This is a genomic window from Herbaspirillum chlorophenolicum (genome assembly GCF_001189955.1).
Classification (GTDB): Bacteria; Pseudomonadota; Gammaproteobacteria; order Burkholderiales; family Burkholderiaceae_D; genus Herbaspirillum; species Herbaspirillum chlorophenolicum.
The window spans coordinates 1-13463 of the sequence record NZ_LFLT01000068.1 but is presented as its reverse complement, the minus strand read 5'-3'; the positions used below and the strand labels follow the sequence as shown (position 1 = coordinate 13463).

General features: G+C 61.4%; 5 protein-coding genes. All 5 read left to right on the top strand.

All coding sequences use genetic code 11. The features are described 5' to 3' along the window. Window positions 1–10: 10 nt before the first annotated feature. Complete coding sequence (locus AKL28_RS21915) at window positions 11–10291, top strand: filamentous haemagglutinin family protein (RefSeq protein ID WP_050470443.1); 10281 nt, start codon at window positions 11–13, stop codon at window positions 10289–10291. 212 nt (window positions 10292–10503) lie between these two features. Next, window positions 10504–11214: an STN domain-containing protein gene (locus AKL28_RS21910; protein WP_156226439.1), complete on the top strand. Its 711-nt coding sequence runs from the start codon at window positions 10504–10506 to the stop codon at window positions 11212–11214. Beyond that, window positions 11211–11717 carry an RNA polymerase sigma factor gene (locus AKL28_RS21905; protein WP_050470441.1) on the top strand — a complete coding sequence of 169 codons (507 nt, stop codon included), beginning with the start codon at window positions 11211–11213 and terminating at the stop codon, window positions 11715–11717. The genes AKL28_RS21910 and AKL28_RS21905 overlap by 4 nt, the downstream gene beginning before the upstream one ends. Window positions 11718–11824: 107 nt before the next feature. Further along, on the top strand, window positions 11825–12826 hold the full coding sequence (locus AKL28_RS21900) for a FecR family protein (RefSeq protein ID WP_050470440.1): 1002 nt from the start codon (window positions 11825–11827) through the stop codon (window positions 12824–12826). A gap of 271 nt (window positions 12827–13097) precedes the next feature. After that, window positions 13098–13463, top strand: a 366-nt coding sequence (locus AKL28_RS21895) for a hypothetical protein (protein ID WP_156226438.1), incomplete at its 3' end; no start/stop codon positions are given.

Here is a 13463-nt window from a genome sequence, read left to right as displayed (position 1 = left end):
TGGGGCCGAAGTGATCACGCAAGCGGGCTCGAACGTGAACCTGTCGGGCGGGACGATCAACGTGGCGACCGGTTACATCAACCAGACCTGGCTCACCGGCAGCAACGGCCAGCTCTACAACGCCAGCCAGGCGCCGGCGAACCTGAGCTACACGGGGGTGTACCAGGGCTTTGAGGATCTGCATGCGCGCTGGGGCAAGACGGCCACGGCGTATTACAGCAATCCGCTGATCGGACCGCAACGGCTGTTGCAGAACGGCTATACGGTGGGGCGCGATGCGGGACGGCTGATGGTGAGTGCGCCGACGGCGGTACTGGAAGGCGCCATTGTTGCCAGTGTGTATAACGGACCGCAGCAGAACCAGGCCAGGGTGGCGGGCGTGACGGACGGTTACAAGCTGGGGCAGGGCACGGCGGCATTGCCGGGCGCGCTCATGATCGGACAGTATGGCGCGTATGGCTTGAGCGGCGGCTTCAATACCGATGTGCTGTTCGGTAATGTGGCGGGCGTCACGCAGGGATTGTCGCTGAATGACGTGCTGCCTGCCGGCCGCAGCGGCACGACATGGCTGGATGCGGCATGGCTGAATGCACAAGGGCTGGGTGGTTTGTCGGTTGCAGGCGCTGGAACAATCGCAGTCAATTCATCTTTGCAATTGGCGAACGGCGGCGCGCTGAATTTTGTTGCGCCGCAGATCGACATCCATGCCGGCATCACCGTGCGCAGCGGCAATATCTCGATGGGCAATCTGCTGCATGGCGTGTTGGGCGTGGGGCAGGCCGAGCAATGGTGGTCCTTGACCGATGGCAACGGCAAGGCCGGCATCAATATCGCCACTGGCAGCGTGCTTGACCTGCGCGGGGTATGGGCCAACATCGCGCAAAATCCATCGGCGCCGGCTGGGCTGCCTTATATCAATGGCGGCACGCTCAGCCTCGATACCACGGGCAGCATTACGGTGGCGACCGGCAGCCTGCTCGATGTTTCCGCGGGTGCGTCGATCATGGCAAGCGGACAAGCGAAGGGCGGCGCCGGCGGCAATGTCAGTTTGCTGACCAATGATTACGGTCATCGGGGCTACTCTGTCGATTACGCGATTACCGATCGCAGTGCGCCGCTGGTATTCGACGGCAGCGTGCGCGCCTTCGGTTTCAATGGCAGCGGCACGCTGAAGATACTGGCGCCGCAGACGATATTTTTCAGCAACGATCCAAGCCGCAGCGGGACGATATCGGGCCCGGTACTGGCACTGAACCCGGCGTTGCTGCAGTCCGGCTTTACCGGCTACGACATCACCGGCATGGCCGGCATGCAGATCGATCAGGGCGCCAGCCTGGTCGCGGCGGTGCCGGTTTATCGTTTCACAGATCGCAGCTACGCTGCCGCCAGCGGGAGCAATCCGGCGGACGTCGCCGCTGTGTGGCAACCGCCGGCTTACCTCGACAATCCGGCCAAGGGGCAGCTCACGCAGCGCATCGGCGCCGATCTGACGCTGGCGACCGGCGGCGACTTCCATTTGCAGCGCAATGCATCGATCACCGTCGACCCGGGCCATGCCATCAATATCTATGCCAATGGCCAGGCTACCGTCGACGGACGCATGACAGCCCATAGCGGCAACATCACCATCAATAGCCTGCAAGATCTGAACAGCACGCCGCTGGCGTCCGGCGGCTACGGCGATTTTTCCCTGACGCGTTCCATCTGGATCGGCGGCGAAGGCGTCCTGGATGTGTCGGCGCAGGCGGCAACCGTGACCAATCCGGCCGGACATCGCTACGGCACGGTGGCCGCTGGCGGCACGATTATATTGGGCGGCGGCGGAGCGGATGGCTACGCGACCGATGCTTTCATCATCGTGCGTCCCGGCGCCTTGCTGGATGCATCAGGCACCACGGCAATGCTTGACGTGCAAAACGGCAACGGCAGCAAGCAAGTACAGGTCGCCAGCAGCGGCGGTGCAATCGTTTTGCATTCCAACAGCGGGATCTATCTCGATGGCGATCTGCGCGCGGCTGCGGGCGGAGCGGGGGCATCGGGCGGTTCGCTCAGCCTTGATCTGGTCAGCCGTTATTACGGCGTGGGCGCGCCTGTTGCCGGTGCGACTGGCAGCATCGGTACGATACCTGCGCAGTTGCAGGCGTTGCGCAACATTACGCTGACGCAGCAGCGCGAGGCCAGTGGTTTGAACGGATCGCTGGCGCCGGGGCAAGGCGATGCGGCGCTGTTGTTCGGGCAGGCAGCCATCAGCGTGGAGCAAATACAGGCAGGTGGTTTCGACTCCTTATCATTGCGCACGTCGGATCTGTTGCGCTTCAAGGGCGACATCAATCTGTCGCTGGGACGCAGCCTGGCTCTGGCGGGCGTGTACACCGCAGCGGAAGGATCGTCGCACAGCAATGTGACGCTGTCGGCGCCTTATGTGAGGCTCGACGGTTACGGCGCGGGATCGGCGCCGTACGGCGTTTATTATCCCGGCCTGAGTACCGAGCGTGGTACGAGCATACGTACCAGCAACAGTAATCTGACGGTCAAGGCCGATCTGATCGATGTCAATGGCGACCTCCGCTTTGGCATGCATGCGCACCAGGGAAGCGGTAGTCTGGATTTCTCCACCCCAGCGCCTTCTACGGATGACTCTACGCACACCAGCGGTCCAGACATTGTCGATGCGCTGGGATTCGGCAACGTTTCCTTGCAAAGCGCAGGGGATATCCGCCTGGGCAATACGTCGGTCTTTGTCGGCGGCAATCTGAACCTGAAGGCGGGACAGATCTATCCGATCAGCGGCGTCAACGCGATCCTGAGCGCCGGCCTGGTGTTGACGAGCAACATGTACGGCGGTATCGGCCAGGCAGCTTTTCTGCCGGATGCCGCAATCACCATACGCGGTAACGACGATAATGGCGGAGCGGCGCCTGCGATACCGGCCTCGGTGTTCGGCAGTGTCGCTCTGGTTGCGCCGACGATCGACCAGGGCGGGGTTCTGCGTGCGCCGTTGGGCCTGATTTCGTTCAATAAAGGCACCAACACCACAGTCACCGTTCCTCCCGAGACCAGCAAAGTCATCTTCCGCAGCGGCAGTCTGACGTCGGCCAGCGCTCAAGGCCTGATCCTGTCCTTTGGCGGCACTGCCGACGGCGTGACTTATACAGGCATCGACGGTACGCTGGTCGATCTGGGCGCGACGCATATCAATCGCAACGGCTCCGATTATGTGACGACCGGTATTTCCGTCAATGCCGGCTCGATTGTCGGCGAGTCCGGCGCCGTATTGGATCTGAGCGGCGGCGGCGTGCTGGCGGGTGCAGGTTTTGTCAGTGGCCGCGGCGGCTCGGTCGATATGCTCAAGACCGCGCTGGTCAATGGCAATCCCTTCAATGGCGGCATCAGCTCCGGCAAAAATCAGGTGTACGCCATTTTGCCGGGATATGCCTCGCAGTATGCACCGCTGATCGCCAGCAATGGCGCCGGCAATCCGGACATCGGCCGCCAGATCACCATCGGCGAAGGCGTGCCGGGCCTGGCGGCCGGTACCTATACGCTGCTGCCATCCAGTTATGCAATGCTGCCCGGCGCTTTTCGCGTAGAACTCAGTGCCGGCAACAGCGCCGCCGTACCGGCGACGACGGTATTGCCGAACGGCTCGTATCTGGCCGGAGGGATGCTTGGCATCGCCAACACCGGCATTCTCGACGCCCTGCCGACGCAGGTCATACTGACTTCGGGGCAGATGTTGCGTCGCTATGCCAGTTATAACGAAACGAGTTACGACACTTTTGCGCGCACCCAGGCGACCCAGTTCGGCGGCGTTCGTCCGCGTTTGCCGGAAGACGGCAAGATATTGGAGCTGGGTTTCACAGGCAATGTCACCGACAAGCTTTCTTTCGCCGGAACGGCGCGGTTTGACGGCGCAGGCGACGGCATCGGCGGCAGTTTGATGGTATCGGCGGCCAGCGGCGCGCTCGACATTACTGCGCCGGGTGCAACGCCGGTTGCCGGCCATACCTCGATTGCCAGCGCCGATCTGAACAAATTCCAGGCGCCGACGCTGTTTCTGGGCGGTTACTACGGTTATTACCTGGATACGGCCTCGGGCACCGGAAGCCGTATTTATTTCAACGGCTTTGGGACGACCAATGTCCTCGACGGTGCGACCATCAGGGCCGGCGAAGTGTTCTTGATCGGCAACAATGTCAATGTCAGCGGCGGTGCGATCATCGATACGCGCGGCATGGGCAGCAGCGGCCTCGATTCCCGCCTGGGCTATGTATTCGGCAATGTCTACTCCGAGAAAGCTACTACGAACGGACCTGCGGTGCTGGCGGTATCGAACGGCTGGCTGAACTTCCTGCCGGTGGTCGGCAATTCTTCCATCAATGTGCAAAGCGGCGCATCGCTGCTGACGGAAGGCAGCGTCGTTCTGGCTGCGCCGGGCGGCCTGACGATGGGCGACGTCAACTTCGGCGCCCGCTATCTCACCGTCGCGCAAGATCAGATCAACGCAGGCGACGCCGTCAAGCTTGCAGCAGCACAGGCGGCGGGAGTGTTGCCGGCCGGCTGGAATTTGTCGCAAGACGTTCTGGATAAACTGCTGCGACCGTCTTCTACCGCCGGTGCGCCGGTCCTGGAACAACTGACGCTGACAGCCGGCGGCGCGATCAATCTGTTTGGCGACCTGTCTCTGGACGCGACCGGACGCAGCGCCGGCCATGATTTGCGCCTGGTGGTGAATACGCCCGCCATTTACGGCGCCGGCGCCGCCACCGACAGCGTCAGCATCAAGGCCGACAGGTTTATCTGGAACGGCATTCGCACCGGCAACGGTACGGCGTCCAGTCCTTATGGCAGCAAAGCGCCTGCGGCCATCATCGCAGGCGGTGCCGGAACCGGCAGCGGCCAGCTGACGATCAATGCCCGGGAAATTCTGTTCGGCTACGATATCGATAGCCGCCCGACCGACGGCGTCACGCTCGACCGTGTCGCACTCGGTTTTTCCGCCCTCAATCTGAACGCGGAAAAAATCAGCAGCAACACCAGCAGTACCTTGTCGCTCGGACAGACGCGCGATGCGTCGGGAGCCTTGCAAGGAGGCGATCTGCACCTGAATGCCCCCGTGCTGACGGTAGAGAAGGGGACGAATTTTTCTTACGCGGCAGGTGGCGCCATCATCGCAACCGCGGGCGCAAGAGTGGCCGGCGATAGCGCCGGGCAGCAGGATCTGGGCGGAAGCCTGAGTTTGCGGGGCAACACCATTTATCTCGATACGACGGTCGCGCTGCCGAGCGGCAAGCTGACGCTCGACGCCGTGCAGAACGTTACGCTGGGCGCGGGCTCGCGCATCGATCTGGCGGGCCGCGGCATCGCATTTTACGATCTGATGCAATATAGCGCCGGCGGCGATCTGATCATCAGCAGCGATCACGGAAATGTCGTTCAGGCGGCCGGTTCGCTGATCGATGTCTCTGCCCGCAACAACAATGCCGGTTCTGTTTCCGTGTCGGCGATCGATGCTGCACAAGGCGTCATCAGCCTGGGCGGCAGTATCAATGGCATGTCGGCAGGCGGGGAAGGCGGCCGTCTTTCGGTGCAGGCGCAAAGTGTCGGCGATTTCTCCGCATTCAATCAGATGCTGAACCAAAGCGGCTTCTTCGGTGCGCGTAGTTTTGCCATCAAGCGCGGCGATCTTGTTGTCGGCGACGAAGTGCGTGCGCATGACATATCGATCTCGGCGGACGGCGGCAGCCTGACCGTCAACGGCAAGATCGACGCCAGCGGGAAAAATGTCGGCGTCATCAGGCTGGCGGCGCGCGATGCATTGACGCTCAATGCCGGTTCGGTGCTTGATGCGCATGGTACGCAGCTGCAAACCGATAGTTACGGCGCGCCCATCGAGGCCGGCAATACGGCGCAGGTGGCGCTGAGTTCATCCCAGGGCGACATCATCGTCAGGCCGGGAGCGACCATCGATCTGCGCGACGCCGATGCGGCGATGCGCGGCAAGCTGTCGTTCAATGCGCAGCGCATGGGCAGCGACGGCGCCGGCGATATCGCGATCGATGCTGCAGGCAATGTCAATATTCTTGGCGCCGGCAATATCGGCGTCAATGGTTTCCGTACCTATACGCTGGCCGCAGGCGGCACGGTGGATCAGGCTTATCTCGATGCGCTGGATGCGGACAGCCGCGTTTTCATCAACGCAGCATGGAGCAATACCTCGCTGCAAAATCGCCTGGCCGGCCTGAAAGCCTATGGCGGCGCATTTCATCTGCGGCCGGGCGTGGAAATTGCCTCCAGCGGCGATTTGTCGACTTCCGGCGATCTCGATCTGTCCGGCTATCGCTATGGCCCGAATGCCAACCCTGCCGTGCGCGGCTCGGGAGAGGCGGGCGTGATGACATTGCGCGCCGGTGGAAAACTCAGCATCAACGGCAGCATCAGCGACGGTTTTGCGCCGCCGCCAGGTTCGCCGGACAATGTCCTGATTGCCACGGTGTTTTCAAACGCCACCCTGACCAGCAATTACACGGTGCCGACCGGCGGCTTGAAACTGGAGAGCGGCGCCAGGCTGCCGACAGCCGGAACCCTGAATTTCGATGTCACGCTCAGCGGAGCCATGGTGTTGTCGAATACGCATCCGCTGCCGGTCGATGTCACTGTCAACCAGAATGTGCCGTTGCTGGGGGGCGCCACGCTGGCGAGCAACATTACCAATCCGGATGGATCGATATTGGTCGTCAATGGCGTGCAGATGCGCGCCGGCACAACGATCCCCGCAAGCTGGACGAACCAGCAGCGGCTAGTAAAAGCCGGTTCCATCATCAAGGCCGGTATGAACATGGCGTTTGCGGCAACCGGGCAATTCGTGCTGCGGGCCCGGCCGGTGTTGTGGCCGGCGGGGAATTCGCTGGCATTTTTCAGCGCGCCGACGACCTCCGCAGTGATGAATTTGCCCGCTGGCGCTATTTTGCCTACCGGTACCTTCGTCGTCACTGCGACGGCGGCGTCGGGAGAAAGAAAGGATATCTGGGCGATTGCGCCGATGCTCGCACCCGGTTCGCAATCCTGGTCCATGCGCCTGGTCGGCGGCGCCGATCTGAGCGGCGCGGACAGCCGGGCGCTGCAATCGCTGAGCGCATTGACGGCAGCCGGAAGCGGAGACGTGGTGCTCAACGATCCGTTCGACATCAATGTCTACGGCAGCGGCAACAAGGGCGCCGGCATCAGCGTCATCCGCACCGGCACCGGCGATCTGGAAATTCTGGCTGGCCGCGATTACCAGCAGAAATCTCTGTATGGCGTGTACACCGCAGGCACATCGATTGCCGCGACGGGCAGCGCCGTCAATGTCGCTTACAACCTGGGGCGCGCATTATTGCCGGACGGTACGGTGCTGGGAGCCGCCAATGCCGCCTATGAGGCGACCCTGGGAACCGAGCGCATGTATTACGCCGAACACGGCGGCAATTTCTCGTTGAGCGCCCAGGGAGACATCGTCGGAGCGCCGGCATCCTACACCGCCTTCGGCACCCAGAAACCTTACGGTGTCGTCGGCGACTGGCTGTGGCGGCAAGGCGGGGCCGGGATCGGGCAAGCCACCGCCTGGGGCATTAATTTCGGCAGTTATGTTGCGGATTATTATCCATCGACATATTTTGCGCCCTATGGCGGTCTCGCGGCGTTCGTCGGTTTGGGCGCGCTGGGCGGCGGTAACGTGACGATCCAGGCCGGCGGCGACATCGGCAACGCAGGCAGAGGCATCATCGTTGCCATCGGCGGCAGCGGGCGCGTCATGCCGGACGGCAGTCTGGCGCAGACCGGCGGCGGCAACATGTCGGTGATCGCCGGCGGCAATGTCGGCACCGGCGGCAACCAGTTCGTCAACGTGCGCGGCGATATCAATGTCAACGCAGGATCGTTCGGTACGTTGAGCGCCACCAGCTTCGGTTATAGCGCTGACAAGCTGCTGGATCCCCGGCCGGCAAATACCTTGACGCCGTATGCGATGACAGCGCTTCCCGGCGGTTCATTCGCACCGGGCGACGGCGTGGTCAACATCAATGTGCGCGGCGATCTCGCGATAGGGGATGTGACCGATCCGGGACGCGTAGGCCTGCGCACGGAAACCGATGCCGGCAATGGTTCGGTGGCCGGCCGCGGCGCAAGCTGGTTCAGCTTGTGGACGGACAGGACGGCCGTCAATTTGTTTGCAGCCGGGGGCAATGCGTCGCCGCTGGCGACGGGCAGCATCTTGCCCGCCATCCTGCGCGCCACGGCTGCCAGCGGAAGCCTGTACCTGACGCCGAGCTATGACGGCCGCACGATGATGATGCCTTCTTCCAGCGGCGAACTGCAGCTGCTGGCGCAGGGCGGAATCATAGGGAATCCTTTCGCCCTTGCGGCCATCGGTCCTTTGGCGACATCGAGCAGCACGCTCGCCACGCCGTTCAAGCCGGGATGGGTCTTGCGTCAGTCATCAGGCCAGGGAACATGGAATACGCTGGCTTCCAACTACTGGGGAGACCCGAATAATCTGACCGACAGCTCGGGATCGTGGAGCGTTTACGACTACGCCTATGACAATAACCAGTTCCAGTCCCTGGGCAATGGGGGGACGCCCTTCGTATTCGGGGCGAACACGATCTCGGACAACAGCGTGGTTTCCAGCGGGATCATGTCGCATATCTACGCGGTAAACGGAGATATCGATAATCTGCGCTACGGCGAGACGTATATCAAGTCTCAATCTGTCGGCGGCCAGAATCTGCTGACGACGAATTATCATGCGGCCAAACCGGTGCAAATTGCGGCCGGTGGCGATATCGTGAATTTCAATGGCGTTGTGCTGCAGGACAGCGTCAACGATATCTCGACGATTGCCGCAGGCGGCAACATCATTTACGCAAGCCTCCAGATGGCCGGCCCCGGCACGCTGGAAGTTTCCGCAGGCAAGAATATCTATCAAGGATCGACATCCAGTTTCGAAAGCCTGGGGCCGATGGTCATCGGCGACCGGCGCGCCGGCGCATCCATCGTGCTGCAGGCCGGACTGGGCAGCGGCGCACCTGGCATCGGCCAGGTCGACTGGACGAATTTTGCGAAACAGTATCTCGATCCTGCCAACCTCGCCGGCAGCGGGCCGCTGGCCAATCAGCCGGGCAAGGTCGCCAAGACATACGGGGACGAACTCTATGCATGGCTGCAACAGCGCTTTGCTTATGGCGGCGGCAAGAACGATGCGCTTGCCTATTTCATGGCCTTGCCGTCGGCCCAGCAACGTGTTTTCCTGCGCCAGGTCTATTACGATGAACTGCGCCTGGCCGGCCGTGAATACAATGACCCTGCCAGCAGCCGCTACGGCTCGTATCTGCGCGGCCGCGAAGCGATCTCGACGCTTTTCCCGGGGACGAAGTACCAGGGCGACATCATTATGTTCAGCGCCAAAGAAGCCAATTCAAATGTCATCGACAGCAGTTTCATCCATACGGATTTCGGCGGCGATATTCAGTTGCTGGCGCCGGGCGGCAAGGTTCTGGTCGGCTCCGAGGGGCTGGCGCCCGGCGCAGATGCCGGCCTGATGACGCAAGGCGAAGGCAACATCCTGATCTACTCGCAGGGAAGCCTGTTGCTGGGATTGTCGCGCGTGATGACGACATTCGGCGGGGATATCCTGGCATGGTCGGCGCAAGGCGACATCAATGCCGGCCGCGGCGCCAAGACGACAGTGTTGTACACGCCGCCCAAGCGTATCTACGACAACGTAGGCGATGTCACGCTGTCGCCGCAAGTGCCGTCGAACGGCGCCGGTATCGCGACGCTGGCGCCGATTCCGGAAGTGCCGGCCGGCGACATCGACCTGATCGCTCCGCTGGGCACGATCGATGCCGGCGAAGCGGGTATCCGGGTATCGGGCAACGTCAACCTGGCGGCGCTGCAGGTAGTGAACGCCGCCAATATCCAGGTGCAGGGCAAAGCCACCGGGATTCCAATGATCGCAGCGGTGAATGTCGGTGCATTGACCAATGCCAGCGCAGCAGCGAGTTCGGCGGCAGCGGCAGCGCAGGATACCGTGCAGCGCGCACGCAATGAAGCGCGCCAGGCCTTGCCGTCGATCTTCACGGTGCGGGTACTGGGCTTCGGCAACGAGGCCCCGGCCGCTGCGCTACCCGGTTCCGTCGCACGCGATGGGTATGATGCGAACAGCCCGGTGCAGGTACTTGGCCAGGGGCGCATCAGCGACCAGCAGAAATCACGGCTGACCAGCGAGGAGAAGCGTTTGCTGGGACTGTGATGCAGCGAGTTGCCGTCAATTAAAAGCGCCGGGATGGGCATCCCGGCGCTTTTTCTTTGCCGTTGCCATTTATCGCTCCATAGTGCATCGCCAGCCGGCCGACGCGTATCGGTGTCATTGAACTGTCATTTTGGGCGAATACAATCCGCGTTCATTCCGCGTGGTATGCACGCGTCTCGATTCCTTCAACTGGTCGCACTTTATTTCGAGCCATGACAGCTAGTTCGGCATTGGTCGGTGTGCTTACGCTGACAGGGTGCCTGGTAAATGCAGGCGCTTTCGCGACGCAGACGGTGGTTCAATCGGTATCTCCCGGGCAGAACGAACAAGACGAAGCCGAACTGTTTTCTTTCGACATCGGGTCTGTTCCGCTATTGTCGGCACTGCAACAATACGCCACTCTCACGCGCCATCCCACGCTATTTCGCAGCGAACTGGTTGCCGATCGCACATCGACGGCGATCCGGGGCGTCTATTCCGCCGAGGCCGCGCTGCATCTCATTCTCAAGGGAAGCGGGCTGATTGCAGAGGAATTCAATTCAGGTGGTTCGCACGCCTTTATCCTGAAGGCCGCGCCGGACAATCCGGCAGACAAAGGCGCGCAACGCTGGGCGGCATATTCGCGGCTCTTGCAGCAACATGTCTGGCAGAGGCTATGCCGCAGCGCAAACGCGGCGCCGGGGCAATACCGCGCCTTGTTGCGTTTCCGCGTGGATGCCGTCGGGCAGATCCGGCAGCCGGCGCTGCTGGCTTCCACCGGCGATGCCGGAAGGGACAAGGCGGTCCTGGGCGTCTTGCAACAAACAAAAATGGACCTGGCGCCGCCAGCCGATTTGCCGCAACCGCTCACCATGCTGATCGTACCGAACGATGCCGAGGCAAGTGCGCGGTGCGATGGCGGTAGCCAGGAAACCGGGCAATGAGCGAGCAAGCCACTTCCAGCCTGGTTGATTACCTGATCAGGCACTATGGCAGCCTCAAGTCGCGTCTGTCGCGCGTGCTGGGCAGCAGCGATCTGGCTGGCGATGCGTTGCAGGACACCTGGCTGCGCCTGCAGAGCAAGGAAGAGGAAGAAACGATAAACAATCCTGCCGGCTATCTGCTGCGCATGACGGTCAACATCGCGATAGATATTCAGCGGCGGCAGTCGCGCTCGGTATCGCTGGACGAGATCAACGAAGTCATCGAACTGGCCGATCCTGCTCCCGGCACGGAGCATATCGTGCAAGCCCGTTCGGAAATCGAAGCCGTGCTGCGCCATATCGAGCGCCTGCCCAAGCGCCAGCGGGAAGTGATTTACATGGTGCATTGGGATGGCATGGAGCAGAAGGAGGTGGCCCGGCGCCTGGATATTTCTCTGCGCACGGTCGAGTCGGATCTGAAGAAAGCGCATGGTTTCCTGGTCACCCAAAGAAAAAATGAATAAATATCTGCGGTTACCCCATGCCGTCGTTCGTCATAGGATCTGGAGGCGGCGAAAGAACGGTTCCATCCACGATCACAGTGGGCCATTGCAAGCAGGTATTCCATAGAATGAAGACACATCCGAACAACAAGATATCTCCCGACGCAGGGCTTGAAGAACAAGCCTGGGTCTGGCTGCGTTTGCTTCATTCGGGCGATGTCAGGCAATGGGACCTGGACGGATTCAAACGCTGGGTGCGCACCAGTCCGCAACATCAGGCGGCATTCAGTGCGGTGCGGCATCATTGGGAGCTGGTCAAGTCGGCATCGGGCGCGATGGCGCCTGTCGCCGCCGCCGACTTGGGAATAACTGAAGGGAAAAAAAACAACCCCAGGCTTGCCAAGCCAGGGCGGCGTCTGTTCATGGGTACAGCGATAACCGCTGCGGCCGCTGCCGCCGTTGCGGTGGTGCATCCGCCGTTCGGCTTGTGGGCGGCGCCTGGCGAATGGGGCGCGGATGACCGCACCGTCATTGGCGAACAACGCTCATTCGAACTCAATGAGCGTGTACAGCTTACGCTCAATACGCAAACCAGCATTCGCCGCCAAGTCGTCGCCGATCAGGTCGCCGGTATCGAATTGCTGGGCGGTGAAGCCGCAGTCGATCTGGCGAGCGCCGGCCGGGTATTTTCCGTGAGCGCCGGTGTGGGGAAAAGCACCTCGAGCGAAGGGCGCTTCGAGGTGCGCTACCTTGAGGGCAAGGTTTGCGTCACTTGTCTTGCCGGCACCGTTTCGGTCAGCCATCCTGCCGGCGAGCGGACCTTGACTGCGCGCCAGCAAACAGTCTACGACCGCCGTGCGCTCAGCGGTATCGCCATGATCGAGCCGCAGCTGATTTCGGCCTGGCGTCATGGTGAAATCAAGTTCAACGAGGTTGCATTGGGCAAGGTGATTGACGAGATCAATCGTTATCGTCCGGGCAAGGTCGTTCTCATGAATGACGCCGTGCGCAACAAGCCGGTGAGCGGCAGTTTTTACATCGCGTCGCTGGACCTCGCGCTGTCGCAACTGCAGCGTTCTTTCGACTTGCAAGCCCGGTCTCTGCCGGGCGGTTTGTATTTGCTGAGTTAGTTCTACGTTGGCTGGAGAGAATATTCCCGGCCTTTTTTATGACAGGAAAATGACATCGTATCGGTGTCATTTTTTTTGTGCATGATTTCCTACGCTACGCATGAAATGAGTGCCAAATAATCTGCGGGTCGCTTGCTTGCCGTTCGTCTTGACGTATCGGAAGCAGGACGCAGACATGTAGTGGTTTGTTTGCCGAAGGCTTGATAGGTATGGCATACGCAAAAACAAAAACAGGCGTACGGCATTGACTCATTCAAAGGCGGGAAATTACATGAACAAAGGCTGTCGCGGCGCAAGCAATCATCGGAAAACCATCTATCGCTCGATCAGGTTCAAAGAATCGGGTGCCTTCAGATCTGCGCCATTGGCGCATGCGGTGGCGCTCATCCTGGCGACCGGCGCCTGGCATAGCGCGCATGCGCAGCAAGCCTTCAGCAGCGCGTGGTTCGCAGCCAAAGGTGCGGCACAGAGCAGTGCGGCCAGCACCGGCTACCTGCCCAACGGCATGCCGGCCTCGTCGCTCACCAACCCGGCCTTGCAACAGCAGCAAGCCAACCAGCAACTACAGACTTCCCTCAATAATCTGGCCATCATGGCGCGCGGCATTGCCGCCCAGCAGGCTGCGCAAGCCGCAGCA

Bases quoted from the DNA above. Each gene is read 5' to 3' on its own strand.
- AKL28_RS21900 (WP_050470440.1), top strand. From the start codon at position 11,825: ATGAAGACACATCCGAACAACAAGATATCTCCCGACGCAGGGCTTGAA.
- AKL28_RS21910 (WP_156226439.1), top strand. From the start codon at position 10,504: ATGACAGCTAGTTCGGCATTGGTCGGTGTGCTTACGCTGACAGGGTGC.
- AKL28_RS21905 (WP_050470441.1), top strand. From the start codon at position 11,211: ATGAGCGAGCAAGCCACTTCCAGCCTGGTTGATTACCTGATCAGGCAC.